General features: G+C 48.0%; 25 protein-coding genes. 20 read left to right on the plus strand and 5 right to left on the minus strand.

Going from position 1 to position 23,827, the window contains the following annotated elements:
* The first annotated feature begins 195 nt into the window (after positions 1-195).
* On the plus strand, positions 196-1,092 hold the full coding sequence (locus BST96_RS15180) for a DUF6279 family lipoprotein (RefSeq protein WP_085759518.1): 897 nt from the start codon (positions 196-198) through the stop codon (positions 1,090-1,092).
* A 4-nt stretch (positions 1,093-1,096) separates the two neighbouring features.
* On the opposite strand, the gene BST96_RS15185 is transcribed toward BST96_RS15180, so the two are convergent.
* Positions 1,097-1,528: a group II truncated hemoglobin gene (locus tag BST96_RS15185; RefSeq protein WP_085759519.1), complete on the minus strand. Its 432-nt coding sequence runs from the start codon at positions 1,526-1,528 to the stop codon at positions 1,097-1,099.
* A gap of 98 nt (positions 1,529-1,626) precedes the next feature.
* Here BST96_RS15185 and ung point away from each other — a divergent pair, with 98 nt between their 5' ends.
* Both ung and BST96_RS15195 read left to right on the plus strand, forming a co-directional pair.
* Positions 1,627-2,313: a uracil-DNA glycosylase gene (gene ung / locus BST96_RS15190; RefSeq protein ID WP_085759520.1), complete on the plus strand. Its 687-nt coding sequence runs from the start codon at positions 1,627-1,629 to the stop codon at positions 2,311-2,313.
* A 73-nt stretch (positions 2,314-2,386) separates the two neighbouring features.
* A complete protein-coding gene (locus BST96_RS15195; RefSeq protein ID WP_157117980.1) occupies positions 2,387-2,761 on the plus strand; it encodes a hypothetical protein in 375 nt (124 codons plus the stop codon).
* A gap of 277 nt (positions 2,762-3,038) precedes the next feature.
* On the opposite strand, the gene BST96_RS15200 is transcribed toward BST96_RS15195, so the two are convergent.
* Together BST96_RS15200 and ygfZ are read right to left on the minus strand one after the other, a co-directional pair.
* Entirely contained in the window at positions 3,039-3,875 is an 837-nt protein-coding gene (locus BST96_RS15200; RefSeq protein ID WP_085759522.1) for an HDOD domain-containing protein, read from the minus strand.
* Positions 3,876-3,916: 41 nt separating this feature from the next.
* Positions 3,917-4,924, minus strand: coding sequence for a CAF17-like 4Fe-4S cluster assembly/insertion protein YgfZ (gene ygfZ / locus BST96_RS15205; RefSeq protein WP_085759523.1), 1,008 nt, complete (start codon positions 4,922-4,924; stop codon positions 3,917-3,919).
* Between the two features lie 152 nt (positions 4,925-5,076).
* On the opposite strand from ygfZ, the gene BST96_RS15210 reads away from it, so the two are divergent.
* Positions 5,077-5,337: an FAD assembly factor SdhE gene (locus BST96_RS15210; protein WP_085759524.1), complete on the plus strand. Its 261-nt coding sequence runs from the start codon at positions 5,077-5,079 to the stop codon at positions 5,335-5,337.
* Between the two features lie 34 nt (positions 5,338-5,371).
* Positions 5,372-5,815: a protein YgfX gene (locus tag BST96_RS15215; protein WP_085759525.1), complete on the plus strand. Its 444-nt coding sequence runs from the start codon at positions 5,372-5,374 to the stop codon at positions 5,813-5,815.
* Here the strand turns inward: BST96_RS15215 and nadB are convergent.
* Positions 5,805-7,385 carry an L-aspartate oxidase gene (nadB, locus tag BST96_RS15220; RefSeq protein WP_085759526.1) on the minus strand — a complete coding sequence of 527 codons (1,581 nt, stop codon included), beginning with the start codon at positions 7,383-7,385 and terminating at the stop codon, positions 5,805-5,807. The two genes, BST96_RS15215 and nadB, sit on opposite strands and share 11 nt — an antisense overlap.
* 372 nt (positions 7,386-7,757) lie before the next feature.
* Between nadB and rpoE the strand changes: the two genes are divergently transcribed.
* The 13 genes from rpoE to mazG all read left to right on the plus strand — a co-directional run bounded on the left by rpoE (position 7,758) and on the right by mazG (position 20,686).
* Positions 7,758-8,381: an RNA polymerase sigma factor RpoE gene (gene rpoE, locus BST96_RS15225; RefSeq protein ID WP_157117981.1), complete on the plus strand. Its 624-nt coding sequence runs from the start codon at positions 7,758-7,760 to the stop codon at positions 8,379-8,381.
* A gap of 69 nt (positions 8,382-8,450) precedes the next feature.
* Positions 8,451-9,098: a sigma-E factor negative regulatory protein gene (locus BST96_RS15230; RefSeq protein ID WP_085759528.1), complete on the plus strand. Its 648-nt coding sequence runs from the start codon at positions 8,451-8,453 to the stop codon at positions 9,096-9,098.
* A 52-nt stretch (positions 9,099-9,150) separates the two neighbouring features.
* Entirely contained in the window at positions 9,151-10,116 is a 966-nt protein-coding gene (locus tag BST96_RS15235; protein ID WP_085759529.1) for a MucB/RseB C-terminal domain-containing protein, read from the plus strand.
* A gap of 37 nt (positions 10,117-10,153) precedes the next feature.
* Positions 10,154-10,636, plus strand: a complete 483-nt coding sequence (locus BST96_RS15240; RefSeq protein WP_085759530.1) for a SoxR reducing system RseC family protein — start codon at positions 10,154-10,156, stop codon at positions 10,634-10,636.
* 117 nt (positions 10,637-10,753) lie between these two features.
* Positions 10,754-12,553, plus strand: a complete 1,800-nt coding sequence (lepA, locus tag BST96_RS15245) for a translation elongation factor 4 (protein WP_085759531.1) — start codon at positions 10,754-10,756, stop codon at positions 12,551-12,553.
* 48 nt (positions 12,554-12,601) lie between these two features.
* Positions 12,602-13,681, plus strand: a complete 1,080-nt coding sequence (lepB, locus tag BST96_RS15250) for a signal peptidase I (protein WP_085759532.1) — start codon at positions 12,602-12,604, stop codon at positions 13,679-13,681.
* Between the two features lie 78 nt (positions 13,682-13,759).
* Complete coding sequence (locus BST96_RS15255; RefSeq protein ID WP_085759533.1) at positions 13,760-14,137, plus strand: DUF4845 domain-containing protein; 378 nt, start codon at positions 13,760-13,762, stop codon at positions 14,135-14,137.
* Positions 14,138-14,158: 21 nt separating this feature from the next.
* Positions 14,159-14,848: a ribonuclease III gene (rnc, locus tag BST96_RS15260; protein WP_206045352.1), complete on the plus strand. Its 690-nt coding sequence runs from the start codon at positions 14,159-14,161 to the stop codon at positions 14,846-14,848.
* 27 nt (positions 14,849-14,875) lie between these two features.
* Positions 14,876-15,781 (plus strand): GTPase Era, encoded by a 906-nt coding sequence (gene era / locus BST96_RS15265; protein ID WP_085759534.1) that lies wholly within the window; start codon positions 14,876-14,878, stop codon positions 15,779-15,781.
* A 14-nt stretch (positions 15,782-15,795) separates the two neighbouring features.
* Positions 15,796-16,518 (plus strand): DNA repair protein RecO, encoded by a 723-nt coding sequence (gene recO / locus BST96_RS15270; RefSeq protein ID WP_085759535.1) that lies wholly within the window; start codon positions 15,796-15,798, stop codon positions 16,516-16,518.
* A gap of 124 nt (positions 16,519-16,642) precedes the next feature.
* Positions 16,643-17,542, plus strand: a complete 900-nt coding sequence (gene cysM, locus BST96_RS15275; RefSeq protein WP_085759536.1) for a cysteine synthase CysM — start codon at positions 16,643-16,645, stop codon at positions 17,540-17,542.
* Positions 17,543-17,632: 90 nt separating this feature from the next.
* Positions 17,633-19,864, plus strand: a complete 2,232-nt coding sequence (gene relA, locus BST96_RS15280; RefSeq protein WP_085759537.1) for a GTP diphosphokinase — start codon at positions 17,633-17,635, stop codon at positions 19,862-19,864.
* Positions 19,865-20,686 carry a nucleoside triphosphate pyrophosphohydrolase gene (mazG, locus tag BST96_RS15285; protein WP_276206918.1) on the plus strand — a complete coding sequence of 274 codons (822 nt, stop codon included), beginning with the start codon at positions 19,865-19,867 and terminating at the stop codon, positions 20,684-20,686.
* Positions 20,687-21,033: 347 nt separating this feature from the next.
* Here the strand turns inward: mazG and BST96_RS15290 are convergent, their stop codons facing one another.
* The gene (locus tag BST96_RS15290; RefSeq protein ID WP_420814600.1) at positions 21,034-21,384 is read right to left on the minus strand and encodes a type 1 pili tip component; all 351 of its coding nucleotides are present in this window, start codon (positions 21,382-21,384) and stop codon (positions 21,034-21,036) included.
* A gap of 364 nt (positions 21,385-21,748) precedes the next feature.
* On the opposite strand from BST96_RS15290, the gene adk reads away from it, so the two are divergent.
* Positions 21,749-22,396, plus strand: a complete 648-nt coding sequence (gene adk / locus BST96_RS15295) for an adenylate kinase (RefSeq protein ID WP_085759538.1) — start codon at positions 21,749-21,751, stop codon at positions 22,394-22,396.
* A gap of 174 nt (positions 22,397-22,570) precedes the next feature.
* Positions 22,571-23,554, plus strand: coding sequence for a ferrochelatase (gene hemH / locus BST96_RS15300; protein WP_085759539.1), 984 nt, complete (start codon positions 22,571-22,573; stop codon positions 23,552-23,554).
* The last annotated feature ends 273 nt before the right edge of the window (positions 23,555-23,827 follow it).

The following is a 23,827-nucleotide window of genomic DNA, read 5'->3' on the forward strand; positions in this document are numbered from 1 at the left end:
TCACTTCCAATGTAGGCCATCATCCCTTCAAGGCTCGGCACTGGCATACCTCTAGCCAGATACAGATATTGGCCCCGGGCAGCAATGCGCCTGCGCGGGAATATCGTGGCTGTTTGTGAGAGTGAATCCATATTGCCTATTTCTTCGTACAAACGTGTATAGTTAGAACCGTTACTTACTGAGTAAAGACTTCTTATGAATTTACAGCGTCTGTCATCATCGATTAGGTTCTTAAGGCTGCGTTCGGTATTACTCGTTCTGGTGGCTGCCTTTTTCCTAACGTCCTGTACCGCCAAGGTGTCCTACCGCTTTCTCGACTGGGTCATTGCATGGTCGGTGGATGACTATGTCGACTGGGATAGAAACCAGCAAGTAGAGTTTGACCAGCGCCTTGAGGCGATCTTGCTGTGGCATCAACAGACTCAGTTACCCGAATACAGCCGTTTAATCAGACAGACCCAAGCTGACTTCCAGCAACCCTTAAGCGAAGCCTTGCTGCGCCAGCGGCTGGATGAAATGACGGTGCTATGGTCAGACTTGCAGCAGCGTTTGGAGCCAGACGTAATTGCCCTGATGTCTTCTCTAAGTGATAAACAGGTGAGAGGAATAGAAAAGCAATTAAATAAAGTGACTGAGAAAATGGAGAAGAAATATTTGCTCAGTAACCGGGACAAAGTCACCAAGGATCGTATCAAAGGTGTGGAGAAATTTTTAAGTGGCCTGATTGGCCGTTTAAATGATCAGCAGGAACAGGCGATCGACAATTGGAGTGATAATCTGGCTGACTCCAGCGGTGCCTGGATTGAGAGCCGCAAGCGCTGGGCCAGCCATTTTGTTGCTGCGCTGGATGACCGGGCTGAGCCGGAGTTTGCTGACCGAATTAACCTGTTATTTGTCGAGCCCCAGAAATTATGGGATGACGAGTATGTTCGTTTAACGGAGGCGAATTTTACTAACGGCATCAATTTAGTCTTGGCGCTACAGCCGACATTAACCGAAAAGCAATGGTCTAAACTGAATAAAGAAATGGACCAGTGGGCAGAGGTCTTTGATGAGTTAGCTGCCGAGGTTAACCAGCAGCCTGTCGAGTAAGCGGTTACAGATTGGTTAGCGGGATACTGTTAGGGTCTTGAACAATGGGCTCAGACGTATCGCGGTTACGAATAATATCGGCCACTTGATACATCGGGCCTTTTAACATCTCTTTGAGTTCTTCGCTCGCATCAATTCGCTCCAGTGCACCATCCATGCAGGCCAACCATTGATCCCGTTCGTCCGGTCCAATCGGGTAGGGCTTATGGGGATCCGTTAGGCAAACCGTGCCGTATTTTTCAGAGTAAATCGGTGGGCCACCCATCCAGCCACTTAAGTATTCGTAGAGTTTATCTTTGATCAAGTCCAGATTGGCGGCGTGCATGGCACGGATGGTTTCAGCCTGAGGCTGGGCATCCATTTCTTCGTAAAAAGCGTCCGCCAGTTTGCGAATACCTGCATCGCCCAGTAGTTGGTAAGGTGTTTGTTGTGACATAGTGTTTCCAGTAATATTTGTTCTGTACACAGTTTATCTTTTCAATCTTCCGATGTTAATGGTTTATATCAAAAACGGAGCAGAAAATAGGGATTATTATGAGCAACAATTCACCCAATATTAAGATGGACCCCTCATGGCTCAACGTGATGGGGGATGAGTTTGAGCAGCCTTATATGCAGGCGCTGAAAAATTTTCTACAGGCAGAAAAACAGGCAGGCAAGGTGATCTACCCGCCCTGTAAGGATTGGTTTAATGCCTTTAATACCACACCTTTTGATCAGGTAAAGATAGTGGTATTGGGGCAGGACCCTTATCACGGCCCGGGTCAGGCCCATGGCTTATGTTTTTCGGTATTGCCGGGTATTCGTATTCCACCGTCGCTATTAAATATTTATAAAGAGATTCATGCTGATATGGGGTTGCCCATACCTGCCCATGGTTGTTTACAGTCTTGGGCGGAGCAGGGGGTATTGTTACTGAATGCAACGCTAACCGTAGAACAGGCCAATGCCGGTGCGCATCAACATCAAGGTTGGGAGCAATTTACCGACCGTGCTATTGCCCAGCTTAATGCGATGCGCGAAGGGCTGGTATTTTTATTGTGGGGCAGTTACGCACAAAAGAAAGGCCAGTTAATTGATAGCAATAAGCACTTGGTGTTAAAAGCGCCGCACCCATCGCCGTTATCAGCCCATCGTGGCTTTTTGGGCTGTAGGCATTTTTCCCAAGCCAATGCTTATTTACAGCAGCAGGGTAAGCCGGCCATCGATTGGTCGGTTTAATGCTGGTTTTCATTTGAAGTTATGGCTTTTTGCAGCCATGCTTAAGCTTAAACCACCAAAATTAGTTGTATTAATGAGCATTAAGTCTGTCTGGGAAAGCAAACATCAGTTATATAACCTCTATCTGGGTAAGGTGGGGGTGGATGACCTGATTGAGGCGACGCTGCATTTTAGCGGCAGCGCTAAAGCAGATGATCTGCATACCATTATCTGTGACTGGACACTGGCGGATATTGCCGATATGACGGTGGCAGACCTCGATCGGCTGGTTGCCCATGTCGGTGCGTGGGCAAAGACCTCTCCAGATGTAAAGCAGGCTGTCGTTATGCCAGGGGATGAATCGCGGCAGGGGCTGGCTTCTATGTATGGTTTTCTTTCCGATAATTTGCCCTGGCAGGTGGAAGTATTTGCTTCGCTTGAAGAGGCTCGGGCCTGGCTAGATGCCTGACTACTATTTCCACGTTTCCTTTCTACTCGTCATTTCTGTGCAGTCGGGACCCCAGACTGCTGGCAAAGCGTCGGTGTTTTAAGTCAGTCAGAGCTTTCGGAAATCAACTAAGGGTGGACTTTGCAGGGTGGATTATAATCCACCAAGGCCCTGCTCAGAGTAGCCATATCCGGTGGATTATAATCCACCCTACGGGCTGTCTCTCTATTTGTCATTCCCGCCTGCGCGGGAATGACGATGATATGCATAGGTTGAGAGGGTACATTAAGCTGGAAGGTTATTGCAGCAAAGCCATTGCCGCTTCCATATCCTCGGACAAATCCTCAACCTCATGGGAATTCACCTCGTGGGATAGGCCCAATCGATCAAAGGCGCTGATCGCACTCCAGTCCATATGGGTTAGTGGATGGTCGGTGCCAATATAGCTTTGCAAATTCGCAACCATGACCACATCCGCATAATCCACCGCATCGACCTCGCGGTCAAAGTGCACATGCTCTTCGGGCACCAGTTTCAGTAAATCCGGGAAGTCCCAGGCTTCGAGAATCTTGCGGCCAATTTCCGGGTAAGCCATTTCGATCAGCTGTTCCAGCATAGGAATATCTTTTAGCAGTTTGCGGTTATCTTCAGCGTAGGTCAGTACAGGCAGTACCCCAATTTTATGCACCAGACCGGCCAGAGTGGCCTGATCTGGTTTAAGGTTGGTGTAGTGGCGAGTTAATACGTGGCTAATCCCTGCAACTTCGGTACTGCGGTTCCAGACATCGCGCATTTTCTCATCAATAATATCCGAGGTGGCCTGGAACATTTGCTCCATCGCCAGGCCTGTTGCCAGATTGGCGGTGTAATCCACGCCGAGGCGGCCTACCGCCATCTTCAGGTCTTCTATTTCACGGTTGGCGCGCAATAGCGGGCTATTGGCTACCTTGATAATTCGAGCCGAGAGGGCGGCATCATTGGTGATAACGCCGGATAGCTTTTGAATGTCGATATCCTCATCCGCCGCTGCCTCCCTGACTTGCAGGGCTACCTCAGGCAGGGTGGGCAAAACCAATTGGTCGGTTTCAATAGCCTTGATAATCTCATCTTTGATCGGGAGGATTAGTTCGTTCATTCTGGGTCCTGAGTGATTTAGCGGTGGTTTTTGTTCTGCTATCAATTAGTTATAGCATAAGGTAGCGAGAGTACCTCAATAGTTGCTTTATCTGTGCCAACCACCACAGTTCCCTGATCGACGGCTTTGCTGGTGATCACCGCAAGGGCTTCGCTGTGTTGATCATCGATCGTCACACTATTAACGATATTGCCAATGCTTTGTTCGCCCTCTGTGCTGTAAAGGTCGGTGCCCGCTTCCAGTTCGATAGCAGCCACTTTAATTCTGTACATGGGGCGCTTAAGTTTGCCTTTGTACTCCATGCGCGCAACCACTTCCTGGCCGGTATAGCAGCCTTTGGTAAAGCTAACCGCGCCGGTCAGCTGGTAATTAAGCATTTGCGGAATAAAGCTATCCACCGTATTGGCGCTGACCTCACCCAGGCCCCGCTGAATAAGCTGTAATTCCCAGTGCTGTGAGCTTTGCGGTATAAGCTTCTCACTTAAGAGCGGCCAAAAACTGGCGATATCGGCAGCTTTTACCCAGCATTCGTAAAGCTTGCCGTCCTGATCGATTTGGATAGCCAGATTACCTTGCTGATTAACGCTTTCACCGGCTTGGCTGGGGCAGCGTTGAAACGCTGCGCTAACCGCAGCTTTAGCCTGTTCCCCATAAAGCCCCAGCGCGATATAGGTGTCGCTAACATTTTCCTGCTCGGCTTTAGAGAACACAATATACTTGGCAAACACTGCCTGAGTAGAGTCCACGATATCGGCACGCATTCTTAACAGATAGGACTCTGCATCGGTACGGGCTAATTGAAAGCTGCTGACTATACGGCCCTTGGGAGTGGTGTAAGCACCGGCACAACTCAACTGATCATCTACCTTAGTCACATCACAGGTGGTTTGACCTTGAAGAAATTTGGCGGTATCCGGCCCTGTGATGGCCAAAAAACCATAATGGCTCAGTGGCGCAATAAAATTATCGGCGGTACCTATATTGCTGTGTTCAAAAGAAATACTCAGCGCTGCCAATGCCGGGTGGAGAGGGGTGGGATGGTCGTCCATTGTCGCTTGATTACCTAAGATGGGAATATGGGAGCCTATAGTATGTGTTTGCTTGGCGGCTGTCAGCTATTGGCAGGCAGTTTCGCGTATCGGCGGCGCATTAATCTCGCTATAATACCCGCTTCAAAATAAACTCTGGAAGCTTTGCCTTAATGATTTCTGATAGTGACTACAACCGCCTGCTATGGGCTAGCCGTCGAGGGATGTTAGAACTCGATTTAATTATGGTGCCTTTTGTGGAGAACTGTTTTAAATCATTGGATGAATTAAACCAGCAGCGTTTTATCAATCTGCTGGAGAGTGAAGACAATGACCTGTTTGCCTGGTTTTTAGGCCGCGGTTTACCTGAGGATCCTGAGCTGGCGGCGATAGTGCAACAGATCATTGATTATTCCCGTTCAAAAGCCCAGTAGTTAACCTGTTCCAATAGCGGCAAAGGATGGCCCTATGAAAACTCCAGTCTTAAGTCTAGCAATAGTGCCCTCTAAATACGTCGCCAGCTATCTGATTAGCCTGCATGCTTTGATAGTTCTCTCCCTGTGTTATTTGGCGTTGCCCACCTTGGCGATTAGCTTGCTGGTGATGGTCATTATTAGTCATGGTGTTTATTGTCTTTGGCGCTTTTGCTATGCCGGCCACAAGGCTTGGGTGGATAGCATTCAGTACAGTCAGCAGGCTTGGTTGCTCTATCGAGCAGGCTATTCAGAGTGGGTAGATTTGCGCTCGGCCACCGTATGGCGTTGGCTGATAGTGCTAAATTTTCGTTCAGAAACGGGTCGCTGTTGTCCTGTCGTACTGCTGCCGGATAGCAGTAGTCCAGAGCTGCTGCGGCAGTTGCGGGTGCTGCTTAAACATAAGCCCGTGTATAAGACCGGGGGCATTAATCCTTGATTGCCGGGTCCAGAATAGTGTCGATAGCTTTACTATCGGTTTCCGGATAGTCCAGCGTGTAGTGCAGTCCGCGGCTTTCTTTGCGGGAAATGGCTGAGCGGATAATTAATTCCGCCACCATGGCCAGATTGCGCAACTCGATCAAGTCGTTAGAAACTTTGTAATTACGGTAATACTCGTTAATTTCTTTTTGCAGTAATTTGGCTCTGCGCAGGGCTCGTTGCAAGCGCTTATCGGTACGCACAATACCCACATAGTCCCACATAAACCGGCGTACTTCGTCCCAGTTGTGGGAGATCACTACATCCTCATCGGAGTTGGTCACCTGTGATTCATCCCACACTGCAGCGGTAGTAGGTTCTGGTGCGGACGCATGCTGTGCCGCAATATCGGCAGCGGCGGATTGACCATAGACCATACATTCCAGCAGAGAATTACTGGCCATACGGTTAGCGCCATGCAAGCCGGTAAAGGAGGTTTCGCCAATAGCATAGAGATTGGCGACATCGGTACGGCCGCGGCTATCGACCATTACACCACCGCAGGTGTAGTGGGCAGCAGGAACGACCGGGATGGGGTCACGGGTGATATCAATGCCTAGCTCCAGACAGCGGGCTTTTACTGTGGGGAAGTGATGCAGCAAAAACTCCGGTGACTTATGGCTGATATCCAGATAGACACAATCGCTGCCCAAACGCTTCATCTCATGGTCAATTGCTCTGGCCACAATATCTCTGGGGGCTAATTCACCGCGCTTATCAAAGCGTTCCATAAACCGTTCGCCATTAGGCAATAGCAACCTGCCACCTTCGCCACGAATTGCTTCGGTGATTAAAAATGACTTGGCCTGAGAGTGATAGAGGCAGGTGGGGTGAAACTGGTTAAATTCCATATTAGCGACTCGGCAACCGGCCCGCCAGGCCATAGCAATACCGTCGCCGCTGGCGCCATCGGGGTTGCTGGTATAGAGGTAGGCCTTGCTGGCACCACCGGTAGCCAGTGCCACAAATTTAGCCTGGAATACGTCAACATGGTCAGTATTGCGGTTGAGTACATAGGCGCCCTGGCAGCGCTCATTATCCATAATCAGGTTAATGGCGACTCGCTGGTTATAAATATGCACATTCGGGGCTTCAAGGGCCCGTTGGCTAAGGGTTTCAGAGACAGCCCGGCCAGTGGCATCGGCGGCGTGGATAATACGCCGCTGGCTATGGCCGCCTTCTTTGGTCAGGTGGAATGACTGCTGCTCATCGGTATTGCGGCTAAATTGCACACCCTGGTCTACCAGCCATTGTATGGTGTTACGGCTGTTTTCAACGGTGAATTTCACGGCATCGCTATGGCAGAGGTTGGCACCGGCAGCGATGGTGTCATCGACATGGGAGTCCACACTATCCTGATTATCTAATACGGCTGCAATACCACCCTGAGCATAGAAGGTTGAGCCCTCATTGAGCTCACTTTTGCAGATAACGGCAACTTGTAAGTGCTTAGGAAGCTGCAAAGCCATGGTTAAACCGGCGGCGCCGCTGCCGATAATCAGCACATCGTGTTGAAAGTGTTTGTTCATAGTGGCTTAAGGGTTGATTATAAGGTGGCTTAAGGGTTGATTAAGGGTTGACTAAATATTGAGCGCAGCTGCTAAAAAGCGGGTAGTATAAACCCCCATAGCCAGTTTGTGGCAAGCAGAAGATATTTTTTTGAAGATTATCGGGTACTTAGCTGAACTAATTGCCCATCTGGCACTCATAGATCCCAACAAGACAGAACCGATGACAGTACAATCAAAACAACAAGCGCTTCAGCATCGAACGGTGCTACTACAAGCGATGGTCTATCTTATATGGGACTACCTAACAGACAATATGAGCAGAAAACGCCGGTTGCCAATAATGGGATTGACAACGCTAAGCCACAACCCCGCAGGCTATCGGAGGGGTTAATGGCAACGTCACAGCAATCAGACCAGCAGTTGGTCGAGCGTGTGCAAAAGGGCGATAACCGCGCTTTTGACTTATTGGTGCTGAAATATCAGCACAAAATCTTTGGCCTTATCTCGCGCTATATTCGCGATCATGATGAGATCAAAGATGTGGCTCAGGAGGCTTTTATCAAAGCCTTCAGGGCTCTGCCCAAATTTCGAGGTGATAGTGCTTTTTATACCTGGCTTTATCGCATCGCTATTAATACGGCAAAAAATTATCTGGTCGCCAGGAATCGTCGGCCACCGGCTACTGATGTCGATGTAGAAGATGCTGAATATTACGAGTCGGCTTCATCGCTGCGGGATATTGAAAACCCGGAAAATGCGCTCTACGGTGAAGAGCTAAAGGCCGTCGTAGAGAAGGCGATGAAAGCGTTGCCTGAAGACTTGAGAGCCGCGGTAACTTTGCGTGAATTTGAGGGTCTGAGTTATGAAGATATTGCTGATGTGATGGAGTGCCCGGTGGGTACGGTGCGTTCCAGAATCTTCCGTGCCCGGGAAGCCATCGACAAGCAAGTACAAAGCCAGATTTTTGGTGGTGATGAAGCCGCCGCCGAGCGTTTGTCGCTAGTGAAAACTTAATTGACAGGGCAGTATTTCAACCCTGTAAACATTGATTAAACCGCTATAGAAAAGATTGAGGAATGTTAAATGAGTGAGCATCTACGAGAATCAGTATCCGCATTAATGGATGGGGAGGCTGATGAGCTGGAGTTGCGCAGACTACTGGCTGCTGAAAATGCTGATACGGTTAACCGTTCCTGGTCAAACTACCATTTAGTCCGAGATAGTTTACACAGTACCGAGCAAAGCTCTGAATTTCGCCATCTGGATATTTCCCAACAAGTGAGCATGGCGATTGCCGAAGAGAGTGCTGCTGCAGGCGCAGCCACAGATACCGTAGAAAAACCAGCTCGCTGGTGGCAGCCGGCAGCGGGTTTTGCCGTCGCCGCTTCAGTTGCCGTAGTCGTTGTCTTTGGTGTACAAACTGTTGATCAATCCAGCCAGGGTTTAAACAGCAGCCCTGCGGTTGCCACGACTGTTAGCAGTTCTCAGGCTGCTGTGGCCAGCCGGGTTTACCCAGTGCAAGCTGCCAGCATGCAGGCTTCATCGACCGGTACCGTAAGCTTATCCTCAGGCGAACTACCCGGTGATAACGCGGCCACTAAAGCGGCGGCTGATATAGAAGCGCAAAAGCGTTTGGAAAAGTATATTCTGCGCCATACTGAACGTGCCGCATTAAATAATGGCCAGGGTGTGATTTCGTTTGCCCGTGTGCCCAGTTTTGAAGAGCAGTAAGCGGTCGGCAAACTAATTTGTTGATGTTGGTTTTTTTACAGGATTAACCGTTTTGTCTTTATTCTCCCTGCTAACGATATTACTGCTGCTGATATCCCCGGCTTTAAGTCTGGCTGCCGAATCTGATCCGCGCTTATTGCTGGATAAAATGTCCCATAGTTTTATGGAGCGCAATTATCAGGGCACCTTCAGTTTTCAGCGCGGAGACTCCATCGAATCACTGCGTATTGCCCATGCTGTTATAGACGGCAAAGAATATGAGCGACTGGAGTATATGGATGGTGACAAGCGAGAAATTATTCGCCGTGGTCACAAACTGGACTGTATTCACCCCGGTCATCAATTAGTTCGTTTTTACCAGCACCAACAAAACCTTAAAACCACCACGCAAAACGCTAGCCTCGATGACTACTACACGTTTACCGTAACGGGCATGGATAGAGTGGCAGGCCGTGCCACTATTAATCTTACGATTAGCCCAAAGGATACCCATCGCTTTGGCTATCGCCTCTCTCTGGATAAAGCCTCTGGTCTGTTGCTGCGCTCGGAGTTGATTGGCCCCAAGGATAAAGTGTTGGAGCGTTTTCAGTACGTAGAAATTCATCTGAATGCCAAGCTGACCAAGCAAGACTTTGCTGGTGCACAGGAGGCCTATCACCCCGACCACGCAGCGCCGGTTGCCGCTCGGAAAGCGATGGCAGCGGGTGATCAGCATTGGAAAGTGCAGTGGCTACCCGGTGGTTTTACCTCAACCGTGGCCAACCAGAACTTTGTTACTGAAGACGATATGGCCACCTTTACCGACGGTATGACCGTATTTTCAGTCTTTCTGGAGCGTGAGTCGGGCAACAAAACCCCCTCACAACATATCGAAGGCCATGCCCAGAAGGGCGCTACCACGGCTTATTCCAGGGCTATTGACCTTTCGGGTAGCCCCCACCGGGTTACCGTCGTGGGTGAGATCCCCGCCAAAACCGCGCAGCAGATTGCGCGATCCATCGCTTTAGTAAAACCTTAGCTAATAAAACACCGCTAGATCGGTTAAGATTAGCCCCATGATTAAAGAGACCGGCCGCGTTGTCGCCATTGAAACGGATTGCTTATGGGTTGAAACCATAAGGCAGAGCACCTGCAATAGCTGCAGTGCGCAAAAGGGCTGTGGTCACGGTATTCTCAATAAGGCCACTGCTGGCCGCCTCAACCATATGCGAGTCTTACTGCGAGATCAGCCCGCCAGCGATTTTGCCGTGGATGATGAAGTGGATATCAGTATTCCAGAACAGGTTTTGGTGACTGGCGCTCTACTGGTTTACCTGCTGCCCCTGATCAGCTTATTAGCGGGTACCTTGCTGGTTTCTGCGTTCTGGCAGGGCGATCTTGCCGCGTTTTTGGGGGCTGTGCTTGGCTTTATCGCGGGTTTGGCAGGGGTCAAATACCATGCTTCGATCAACCGCAACAATATGGATTTACAGCCCATTGTCTTGCCCAAAAAACCTAATCCCGCTATTGCCCCGGTTAACTTTGTCGAACCGGCCTAAATTGCGCTTTACCCCACTTATTTACTGGCCTTAGATCGCCTCTCCCCATAGCGCCGAAAGGGGCTTTGCTGTAAAATCGCGCGCTTGCCTATTCTTGTCCCAGCGGTGTATTAGTTAGTGAGTGATTTAGACTTAATTCGTAATTTTTCCATTATTGCCCATATCGACCATGGTAAATCGACCCTTGCCGATCGCTTTATCCAGATTTGCGGCGGCTTAAGCGCCCGTGAAATGGATGAGCAGGTGCTCGATTCTATGGATATTGAGCGTGAGCGCGGTATTACTATCAAAGCCCAGAGCGTCACGCTTAACTACAGTGCTCAGGACGGTAAAACCTACCAGTTCAACTTTATCGATACCCCGGGGCATGTTGATTTCTCCTACGAGGTGTCACGTTCACTGGCCGCTTGTGAAGGTGCCTTGTTAGTGGTTGATGCTGCACAGGGGGTTGAAGCCCAGTCAGTTGCCAACTGTTATACGGCGATAGAGCAGGGGCTTGAAGTGTTGCCGGTGCTGAACAAAATGGACCTGCCACAGGCAGAGCCAGAGAATGTTAAAAAAGAGATTGAAGAAATTATCGGTCTTGATGCCACGGATGCCATACCCGTTAGTGCCAAATCCGGCATGGGCCTGGAAGAGCTGCTGGAACAGTTAGTGGAATTAATTCCACCGCCAGAGGGCAATGTGGATGGCGATTTGCAGGCGTTGATTATCGATTCCTGGTTTGATAACTATCTGGGTGTGGTCTCTCTGGTTCGGGTTAAACATGGTGAGCTCAATAAGGGCGATAAAATCATTATGAAATCCCAGGGCAAACAACATATTGTTGATAGCGTGGGTATCTTTACGCCAAAACGTAAAGAAACCGGTTGCCTGAAAGCGGGCGAAGTTGGCTTTGTGGTTGCAGGTATTAAAGATATTCACGGTGCGCCTGTCGGTGACACCATTACCCATGCCAAAACCCCGGAAGTCGAACAGCTACCCGGTTTCCAAACTATAAAGCCGCAGGTCTATGCGGGGATGTTCACGGTATCCTCAGACGATTATGAAGATTTCCGCGATGCTCTAGCCAAGTTGACTCTTAATGATGCCTCATTGTTTTACGAACCTGAAAGCTCCGATGCGTTGGGCTTTGGTTTCCGTATTGGCTTCCTGGGTATGTTGCATATGGAGATTATTCAGGAGCGCTTAGAGCGTGAATATAATCTGGACCTGATTACCACCGCCCCCACCGTTATCTATGAAGTTGAAAAAAATAACGGCGATATAGTGATGGTTGATAACCCATCGGCACTGCCGGATATTGGGGTGATTAATGAAATCCGCGAACCTATTGCTGACGTCAATATACTGGTGCCGCAGGATTATCTCGGCAATGTTATCTCCCTCTGTGTTGAAAAGCGTGGCGTGCAAAAAGATATGCAGTTTCTCGGTCATCAGGTTTCATTAAGCTATGAAATACCCATGAATGAAGTGGTGATGGATTTCTTTGATCGACTAAAGTCAGTGAGTCGTGGCTATGCGTCGTTGGATTACAGCTTTGATCGTTTTCAAGTGGCCAATCTGGTGCGTCTGGATGTATTAATTAATGGCGATAGGGTTGATGCCCTCGCTATGATTGTGCACCGTGATCATGCCCAGTCGAAGGGGCGTGGCCTGACTGAAAAAATGAAAGAACTGATTCACCGGCAAATGTTTGATGTGGCTATACAGGCTGCTATTGGTGGTCAGGTAGTTGCCCGGCAAACGGTAAAAGCCTTGCGTAAAAATGTTACCGCCAAATGTTATGGGGGTGATGTCTCCCGTAAACGTAAACTGTTAGAGAAGCAAAAAGCCGGTAAAAAGCGTATGAAGCAAGTGGGCAGTGTTGAAATTCCACAGAGCGCCTTTTTAGCCGTACTAAAAATGGATAGTTGATCCTGTAGCCCAATATAAACAATAAAAGAGTATTAAACGGAATTCCTTATGGTCGATACAATTCTCATTATTATTTCCTGTGTGTCACTGGTGATTTGGTTCGTACAGGAAAAAATGGCGCGTCCACAACAGCAAGACAAACTTAACGAGTTAATTGCCAGTGGCAAACAATTACCCGCCGAACAACTGCAAGCGGACACCATGCCAGCCTGGAATGAATTGCTATTTAAATTTACTGCCGTGATATGGATAGCTTGGGCAGCCTCAGTGGTGTTGGTCAAAGATGGCGACTTTGCATTTGTGTTAGTGATGTTAACCTTGCTGTCGGGTGTGGTTAGCGGCTTGGATAAACTGATATTTGCCGGCGCTAGAAACGCTTATATTGAGTCGAAGGCGGTTGCCGATTATCTGGCAAAATATACCCAGGAGCAGCGCGAGTCACTGTCCATGTACTTTGGTCAGGATATGGTGGTTGGTGAATATGCCAAATCCTTTTTCCCAGTGCTGGCCTTTGTTTTAGTGTTGCGCTCCTTTGTGATTGAGCCCTTCCAAATTCCATCGGGCTCAATGGTCCCCACCTTGCTGGTGGGTGACTATATTCTAGTGAATAAATTTACCTACGGCCTGCGCCTGCCAGTTGTCGGCACTAAGATTGTTGAAGTTGGCGAACCAGAGCGCGGTGACTCCATGGTGTTTTTCCCACCCCACAAAGATATCTATTTTATTAAGCGTGTTATCGGCTTGCCCGGAGACCAAATTACTTATAAAAATAAAGTGCTTACCATTAATGGCAAAGTGATGGAGCAAACCCTGTTGGCAGAATTACCACCGATTAACCCACAGGTACGTATGTTTTCTGAAGACCTGGATGGGGTAGAGCATTTATCCCACAGCTCATTGCGCCGGCGGACCATTACGCCGATTACTGACCAGTATGGCGATTTTTCGATTACTGTTAAGCCCGGTTATTATTGGATGATGGGTGATAATCGTGACAATAGCGCCGATAGCCGTTCCTGGGGACCAGTACCTGAAGAGCGTATTGTTGGTAAAGCCTTTGCCATTTGGCTGCATTGGCCCAGCTTTGGTGATATCCCTACCTTTAGTCGTATGGGGGCAATTCAGTAAATTGTCGACTGATACTGAGCAAAAGCGTTAAAAAGCGCTAGACTCAAATGACTATAGAATAAAAGGGGATGGCTCGTAATGAACAGTAAAAATCATCAGGCTGGTTGGACAGTAACAGGCTTGCTTGGCTTTATGGTACTAGGTGCTTTTGCATTAACCTGTGCTCTAAAGTTAATACCGGTTTATATGGAGCATTCATCGGTGGCGTCGGCTATTGAGCAAGCTATTGATGAGGACGCTTTTAAGGGTAAATCTACCGGTGAGATCCGTAGGAAAATCAGTAAATCTTTTGAAATGAATATGGTTGAAGATACCAATGCCAGGGCAGTATCCATCAGCCGTAAAAAAGGCATGACGACAATTAATGCCAATTACGAAAAACGCATGCCATTTATAGCTAACATAGACATTGTGGTGAAGTTTGACGACCTGGCCTATGAATTCAGAACCGACTAACCTAAAGAGCATATATTCTTAGTGGCTGAGCATTCTCCCAGTATCGATATCCTTATTCGCCGTTTAGGCCACTCGTTCACTGATACCTCATTGGTTGATCTTGCCCTGACTCACCGCAGTGTGGGGGCTAAAAATAATGAGCGGCTGGAGTTTCTAGGTGACTCTATTGTTAACTACTTAATGGCGGAAGCGCTGTTCAAACAATTTCCCGATTGCCGTGAAGGTGATTTAAGCCGGATGCGAGCGCAACTGGTGAAGGGTAAAACCCTGGCTGAAATAGCTCTGGAATTTGAACTGGGTGATTTTTTGCGCTTAGGCCCGGGTGAAATGAAAAGTGGCGGTCATCGCCGTGAGTCAATTTTAGCGGATGCGGTAGAAGCCCTGATTGGAGCCATGTACCTTGATGGCGGGATGGATGTTTGCCGCGAGCATGTTGGGCGCTGGTATCAATCTCGGCTGGCATCCATGACCGTACAAGGCACCGTCAAAGACGCGAAGACCCGCTTGCAGGAATTATTACAGTCCAGAAAGCAGTCACTACCCCGTTATGAACTAGTAACGACAACGGGGAGTGATCATCAGCAGCAATTTACAGTAGAATGCCAAATAGAACATTTGCAACAAGGTTTTCAAGGCGTTGCCAGTAATCGCCGTGAAGCTGAGCAAATTGCTGCCAAGGCAGCTTTTGAGCTCTTGCAGCATCGCAAATAGCCAAGCCCCTAAATTTATAGAACGCTTATGACAGATCAAACACGCTGTGGATATGTAGCCATTGTCGGCCGACCCAATGTCGGCAAATCGACGTTGCTCAACCATATCCTTGGGCAAAAAATCAGTATTACCTCCCGTAAACCGCAGACCACACGGCATCGTTTGCTGGGCATTAAAACCGAGGGTGATACTCAGGCAATCTTCGTTGATACACCGGGTATCCACAAAGGCAGCGAATCCGATAAAGCCATTAACCGCTATATGAACCGTGCCGCCAGTTCGACCATTACCGATGTCGATGTGGTGGTCTTTGTGGTTGAGCGGGGAATATGGACCGATGAAGACGAATGGGTATTACAACAGGTCAAGCGGGCCGATTGCCCGGTGATACTGGTTATCAATAAAGTCGACCAGATTAAAGATAAATCCAAACTGTTGCCCTTTCTTGAAGAGTGCAATACCAAAATGGATTTTGCAGAAATCGTCCCGCTGTCAGCCCTGAATGGTACCAATCTCGACAACCTTGAAAACAGTATCAATCAGCGCCTTCCTCAGGATATTCATTTTTACCCTGAAGACCAGGTGACAGACCGCAGCTCTCGTTTTATGGCCGCAGAAATGGTCAGGGAAAAAATCATGCGCCAACTGGGTGAAGAAATCCCCTATGCCATGACCGTGGAGATTGAAGACTTCAAAGACAGTGGTAAAAGCCTGCATATTCATGCGTTGATTCTAGTCGAGCGGGAAGGGCAAAAGCGTATTGTGATTGGCAATAAAGGCAGTCGCTTGAAATTGATCGGCCAGGAAGCACGGGTCGATATGGAAAAAATGTTTGATCGTAAAGTTATGCTGAAACTTTGGGTTAAGGTAAAATCCGGTTGGTCTGATGATGAACGTGCACTACAGAGTCTCGGCTATAACGATTTTGATTAGTCTGACTAGACTTTATGCGTATTGAATCCCAGCCAGCGTATATTCTTCATACCCGCAACTACCGCGATAGCAGTTTAATTGTCGATTTTTTAACGCCGGATTATGGCCGAGTCAGTGGGGTGGTTAAAGGTGTGCGCTCCAATAGCAAAAGCGCCAAACAACGCCGCAGTATTCTCCAGCCCTTCGTTTCACTATTAATTAGTTGGAGCGGCAAAAGCGAATTAAAAACCATTACCCAATTTGAAAGCCGAGGCGTGCCCATCGCACTGCAAGGCAAACAGTTGTTTAGTGGTTTGTATGTCAACGAGTTGCTGAGCCGTTTATTGCAAGCCGATGAGCAGCATAGTGAGATCTACACGCTGTATGAATGGGTTAGCAAGAGCCTGTTAGATAATGCGACCATCGATGTGGTGTTACGGCATTTTGAATTAAGCCTGCTATCAGAATTGGGCTATGGTTTTGATTTATCAGCAGATAGCGAGAGTGGTGCAGCTCTGAAGGCTGATCAGCAATACCGTTTCTACCCAGATCGTGGTTTTGTCTTATTGGAGCCCAATGGGCCGATAACCGCTTCAGTATTTAGGGGCGAAGATATTCTTGCTATTGCCAGTGGTGATTTTAACGAGCCCGCTCGCCGAGCCGCAAAATTACTCTGTCGTCAGGCCCTTCAGGCCCATTTGGGCAACAAGCCCTTGCGCAGCCGCGAACTATTCAGTCCCACCCCCAAAAACCAGTAATGCCGCTCTGGGGCATGATATCCAACTAGTCGCTAGCTCTCTGTCAGTGTATGATCAGCCCTCGATTTTATGGCTGTTGCATACGGCTAAAGTAGTTTATTTTTTGATCAGGTTGTAGTGATATATGGCATTTCCGACCATTGAAGATTATGTAGGGTCAACCCCCCTGGTGCGCTTGCAGCGACTGGCAGGTAATAGCAGCAATACCATCTTGTTAAAGCTGGAGGGCAATAACCCGGCGGGTTCGGTAAAAGATCGGCCAGCCTTAAGCATGATCAATCGCGCTGAGTCCCGCGGTGATATCAAACCGGGCGATACCCTGATTGAAGCGACCAGCGGCAATACCGGTATAGCATTGGCCATGGCTGCCGCTATTAAGGGCTATAAAATGACCCTGATTATGCCCAGTCATATGAGTATGGAGCGTAAATTGGCAATGGCCGCTTATGGGGCAGAGCTGATCGAGGTCTCTCAGGAGTCCGGTATGGAGGGAGCCCGGGATCTGGCATTAGATATGCAAAGAAAGGGTGAGGGTATTGTATTGGACCAATTTGCCAATAGTGATAACCCCGTTGCCCACTATGAGGGCACAGGCCCGGAAATTTGGCGCCAAAGTGAGCAGAAAATTACCCACTTTGTCAGCTCAATGGGAACCACCGGTACCATTATGGGCGTCTCCCGATATTTAAAGGAACAAAATCCTGATATCGAGATCGTAGGTCTACAGCCTCAGGATGGTTCAAGTATTCCCGGTATACGTCGTTGGCCAGAAGAGTATTTGCCCAGTATTTTTGATAGTGCCAGAGTCGATACCGTATTGGATATTGATCAGGAGCTGGCTGAACAAACAATGAAGAGACTGGCTGCGGAAGAGGGTATCTTTTGTGGTGTGTCTTCGGGTGGTGCTGTAGCGGGGGCTTTGCAAGTTTCTGCTGAGGTTGAGAATGCTGTTATTGTCGCGATTATTTGTGACCGTGGCGATCGCTATTTATCAACTGGGGTATTTGATTCAGCACTGAAATAACCAACGTGTCTTTAACGGTATACGCTGCCGTTTGAGATAACATTGCATAACTGTGTCAGGGTCGACCGGTAAAGAAGGATAATAAAAGCAATGGTTACAGTTCGTAAACAACAGCCTGAAAAGGCCGATGGCTCCGTCGATATCGAGCAATGGCTGGCGCGGCTACCCGTGGATGCCGGCTTTGACGCTGAGCAATTAAAAACCGCTTGTGAAGTCAGCTACGATGCTGAGCAACAGGCTATGGCTATTTCCGATAAAGCCTGGGACGAAACTACCAGCAGCTTCCGTATTGGTCTGGAAATGGCAGAAATTCTTGCCGATCTGCATCTGGATCAACCTACCTTAGTCGCCGCGATCTTATACCGCGCTGTGCGTGAAGAAAAACTCTCCCTTGAGACCGTTGAAGAGCAATTTGGTGAAGATATTGTTCGCATGATCAAAGGGGTTATGCGGATGGCGGCGATGAGCCGTGTTGTCTCTAGTGATAGCCCGGTGCTAGGACAGGCCGAGGCGCAAAAAGATAATATCCGCAAGATGCTAGTGGCTCTGGTAGATGATGTGCGTGTGGCGCTGATCAAATTGTCAGAGCGTACCTGTGCGATTCGAATTGTTAAAAATAACCCCACCAAACGATATCGAGTTGCCAGAGAAGTTCATGATGTTTATGCCCCCCTGGCTCATCGTCTGGGTATTGGTCATATTAAGTGGGAGCTTGAAGATTTATCTTTCCGTTATCTGCAACCGGTGGCTTACAAAAAAATTGCCAAGTTATTAGATGAAAAACGCCTATATCGGCAAAGCTATATTGACGAAGTCATTACCTCTTTAACTGAAGTGATTAACCGTCAGGGTATAGAAGGCGAGTTAACTGGCCGGGCAAAACATATCTTTAGTATCTGGCGAAAAATGCAGCGCAAGGGAATTGGTTTTTCCCAGGTCTATGATATTCGCGCGGTGCGCATTTTAGTGCCAGAAATCAAAGACTGCTATGCCGTGCTGGGTTTGGTACACGGTCTGTGGCGCAATATTCCCAATGAATTTGATGACTATATTGCCAACCCTAAAGATAATGGTTATCGCTCATTGCATACCGCGGTTATTGGTCCTGAAGGTAAGGTGCTAGAGATACAAATCCGTACCTTCACCATGCATGAAGAAGCGGAGTTTGGCGTCTGTGCCCACTGGCGCTATAAAGGCAGTGATAATCAGGGTGGTAATAGCTACGAAGATAAAATAGCCTGGCTAAGACAGGTGCTGGACTGGCAGGAAGAAACCGACGGCGGTGCTACCGAAGTGATGGAGCATTTCTCCCGAGCCCAGGACCGGGTTTATGTCTTTACCCCGGAAGGCCATGTCGTCAATCTCGCCCAAGGTTCTACACCGTTAGACTTTGCCTACCATATTCATACCGAAGTGGGGCATCGCTGTCGCGGTGCCAAAGTCAACGGCCGCATTGTGCAGCTAACTTATCAACTAATGACCGGTGAGCAGGTTGAAATCCTGACGGGCAAAGAAAATGCCCCGCGCCGTGATTGGCTACAAACCTCTTTGGGCTATCTAAAGTCGACCCGGGCCAGAGCCAAAGTTCAGCATTGGTTTAAGCAGCAGGCACGGGAAGATAATGTGGCAGCGGGCCGGGCCCTTATTGAAAAAATCTTTAAACGCCTTGCGGTTAGTAGTCTGGATTACAAAAGTATTTCTACCTACTTTGGTTATCAGGCGGTCGATGATATGTATGCCGCGGTGGGAGCAGGAGATATTACAGCGGCGCAAGTTATCAGCGCCACGCAACATCTCTTTGATGATGTGCCTGAGAAAGAACCTGAGCTAAAACCCACCAAAGAACAGTCTGCCAAAACCAACCCGGATGATATCAGTGTCCGTGGTGTGGGTAATATGCTGACGCAATTCGCCAGTTGCTGTAAGCCGCTACCGGGCGATGTGATTATTGGTTATGTCACCCTGGGGCGCGGTGTCAGTGTACACCGCCAGGATTGTGCCAACGTGCTTCAGCTTCAGTACACAGAACCCGATCGTATTATTGAAGTCAGCTGGGGTGATGCCCCACAGGATACTTACCCGGTTGAAATTGAGATTAAAGCCTTTGACCGCAGTGGTTTGCTGCGGGATATTACCACGATGCTGGCCAACGCCCGTATCGATGTGATCGCGGTGAATACCCTGTCGGACAAAGACACCCATACAGCGACCATGCGGCTGACAGTGGAAATTACCGGGTTGGAAGCTTTAGGTAATCTGCTGGCAAAAATTACCCGCTTACCCAATGTGCTATCGGCTGAGCGAGTCAGAGAGGGCAATTAGGTGGCCGAGGAAAAGCCGGAATACTCACTGGATGATTTGTTATATCTAATGAGCCGTTTGCGCGACCCTGAAGACGGTTGTCCCTGGGATAGAGTGCAGGACTTTAGCACTATCGTTCCCCATACCATTGAAGAAAGCTATGAGCTTGCTGACGCGATTGAGCAGGGTGATATGCAGCATATCCGGGAAGAGTTGGGGGATGTACTGTTTCAGGTGGTGTTTTATTCCCAGCTAGGCAAGGAGCAAGAGCGTTTTGATTTTGCCTCAGTGACCTCTGATCTAGTGGCAAAGCTGGTGCGCCGTCACCCCCATGTATTTCCCGAAGGCACTTTAAGCAGCAGAGTCGGTGAGCAAACCAAAGATACCGAAGCCATTAAACAAACCTGGGAAGCCATTAAGTCCACAGAGCGAGCCGGCAAGCAGCAACAAAGCGTACTTGATGATGTGCCCGCTGCTTTCCCCGCGCTAATTCGCGCTACGAAATTACAAAAGCGTGCCGCTCAAACCGGCTTTGATTGGGAACATATCGATGGCGCTCTGGCCAAGCTTAAAGAAGAAGTGGATGAATTAATTGAAGCCCGTGAGCAACAGTCGCAACAACAGATTGAAGCGGAGCTGGGCGATGTTTTATTTTCAGTGGTTAATTTATCCCGGTATCTAAACGTCGATGCAGAATCATCGTTGCGGGCAACCAATAAGAAATTTGAAAACCGTTTTAAATATATTGAAAGGGTTTTAGAGCGCAGGGGAGTAACACCAGAGCAGAGCTCCCTGGCGGAGATGGATGCGCTGTGGGATGAGGCCAAGAAAAAAGGTATATAAGTCATTCCCGCCTTCGTGCATGGCCGTACCGAATAAACGACTGTGTCGTTTTTTGCTTTCTTCCAAGACGTTTAGTTCGTAGGGTGGATTTTAATCCACCGGTGATAACGGCTCCTGGCTGGGCTTGGTGGATTTTAATCCACCCTACAGATGAATGGGTGAGGGCTTGGGTTTCACGAGCCTTGGGCCTGCCCGCGACCGAAGGGAGTGCTTTGGGTAAAGGGGGCAACTTGTAGCGTCCCCTGACATACCTCTAACGACTAAAGATATTTATCCTCTACAGCGGAGGGACTCAGCGATTAAAAGGCGGTCCAGCTTCCCGCCTTCGCGGGAATAACAGTGCTAGCTCAATGCGAGTCTTTCTGGGCCAACAAATAATCGTTTAGATGCTTTTTGGTGAGCGACAGGTATTTGGGGGTTGGCCCCACATCCTCAAATAAAGGATCACCTTGCTCATCTCTGGCCACCACTGTCTTACCGCTGACATAGGGCATACTGGACTCAACATCATCCAGTGCCGCGGATAACAGATCAGTCACTATCTCGGTGACCGAGCGGCGAGGGTACATTTCTGCTAAGGCCTGCAGTTTGGCAGCGTCCTCAACCGGTAGTCGAATACTCTGCTCTTCACGAGTTAATTGACCACTGGCGGTGGTTTCCCACAATTGAAGTAACTCTTTAACCTTCATGCTACTCATAGTGCTGTTTCCATTGTGATTAAAAACATGCTTCTTTCTAATAATAGAAGGATTGTGGCCTGACTGCTGAATAAATAGTGTTACTTTTGCTGCTTGTCACACTCAGCGGGTCAATAGATACCATTAACCGGCATAATTAAGCATTCAACGCTGTCGTGCTGGGAGTCTAATCCTGTTATAAGTTATTGATAGTAAAGAACTAATGTTAAGATCAATGTCTTATTTTTGGCGTTAATAGCCAATATGGCCGTCTCTGAACTTGAGCTTAGCCAGTGACCTGTGTATTGTGTGGCGCCACTTAAGGGTGTGGCAGGTCTCTCTATAGAACTACACCCAGAATTCGTTTTTGTCAGGAGCATGAAATATGCGGGTTATTTTGTTAGGTCCTCCAGGTGCAGGTAAAGGCACACAAGCACAGTTTATTTGCGAGAAATATAGTATTCCGCAGATTTCCACTGGAGATATGCTCCGCGCAGCGGTCAAAGCTGAGACAGAAATGGGACTTCAGGTAAAAGCCGTGATGGATTCAGGCGGTTTGGTCTCTGACGAAATTATTATTGGTATTGTTAAAGAGCGTATTGCTGAAGCCGATTGTGCCAATGGATTTCTATTTGATGGCTTTCCAAGAACCATCCCACAGGCAGAAGCCCTGCAAGCCGCTGGTGTACCCATCGATACCGTGCTTGAAATCTCTGTAGATGATGAAGAAATTGTCACCCGTATGAGTGGCCGCCGTGTTCACGAAGCCTCTGGCCGTGTTTACCATGTGGTTTTCAATCCCCCCAAGCAAGAGGGTATTGATGATGAAACCGGTGATACTTTATTGCAGCGTGAGGATGATAAAGAAGAAACCGTTCGTCATCGCTTAAATGTGTACCATGAGCAAACCAAACCGCTGGTGGGTTTCTACCAGGCCTTGGCCAATGGCGACGGCCCAAACTACCGTGCGGTAGAAGGTACCGGCTCAGTAGATGATATTCGTGATAAAGTCTTTGCCGCATTAGATGCATAAGGCTAATCAAGCTTTCCGATAAAGGCCTCCCAGTGAGGCTTTTATTTTGTCTATAGAAAAGGGTTGCCATTAACCTATTGGCACTAATATCCCTTATAATTTCCAATCTATTGACGTTTGCTCAGCGTAAAATCAATAGTCTGTTTTAAAACCTGCAAAGAGTTGGATCAAACAATGAAGTCAGCCGTTGTGCTAATGAACCTGGGAACACCCACTGAACCGACCAAAAAAGCGGTCAGGGCTTTTTTAAAAGAGTTCCTTAGTGATCGCCGGGTTGTTGAGATCCCCAAAGTAATATGGATGGTTATCTTATACATGATTATTCTTAATTTTCGTGTACCTCGGGTGACCAAAGCCTATCAAAAAATCTGGGCAGGGAATGAATCACCGTTGCGTAAAATTACCCGCGGTCAGGCGAGTAAACTGCAACTATTATTCAATAACACCTATGCCAATGCAGAAATGGTGCCCCAGGCTCATTATGCGATGACCTATTCGGGCCCATCCCTGGCTGCCACAGTAAAACAATTAGAGCAGGACGGTTTTGAGCATATTCTGGTACTACCGCTCTATCCCCAGTTCTCTGCCACCACTACCGGCAGCATCTACGATCAAATCAGCCAGATCAATCAGCAGCGTCGCAATATTCCACAGATCCATGTGGTTAAGCAGTACTTTGATCATCCTCTCTATATAGGTGCATTAGCGAATAGCATTCGCCAACAGTGGCAGACCACCGGTAAACCCGATAAATTATTAATGTCATTCCACAGTATTCCGCAAAGTTACAGCGATGCTGGAGATCCTTACTATCAGCAGTGTTTAGCTACGGCGGATTTATTGGCAGAGGCTCTGGAATTACAAAAAGAAGATTGGAGCATCAGTTTTCAGTCCCGCTTGGGGTTTGCTAAATGGCTGTCCCCGTATACCAGTGAAACCTTAAAAAAGTGGGGCCAGGAAAATATTAAGCATGTTGATGTGGTTTGCCCCGCTTTTGCTGCAGATTGCCTGGAGACATTGGAGGAAATCGAAGATGAAAACCGTGAGCTGTTTATGGCCTCTGGCGGTGAGAATTTTAATTTGATTCCCTGTTTAAATGAAGATGAACAGCATATTGCCATGATGGCTGCGATTGCGGATAAATATTTACCCAAATGATTCCCTGACAGCAAAATTCTATGAAAAATTCTGACATCTTCGTAGGATTTTGCCCCAAGCTAAAAAAATATCCCTTCTTAAGTTTTTTTGCCAAAAATTAAAAAAAATTGCCGATTTACTCAAAATTGTCCATTTTTTTAAAAAAATGATAGAAAAATCTCAAAAAAACCACTTAAAGTCGTAAAAAACCTTTTTTATTTCCGGTTTTTGGTCTAAAAATTAAAATGATTTTTTAATAATCAGTGTTAGTTTTCTTATTTGTAGCAATGCAGT

The organism is Oceanicoccus sagamiensis, from assembly GCF_002117105.1.
In the GTDB taxonomy this organism is placed as follows: domain Bacteria; phylum Pseudomonadota; class Gammaproteobacteria; order Pseudomonadales; family Dasaniaceae; genus Oceanicoccus; species Oceanicoccus sagamiensis.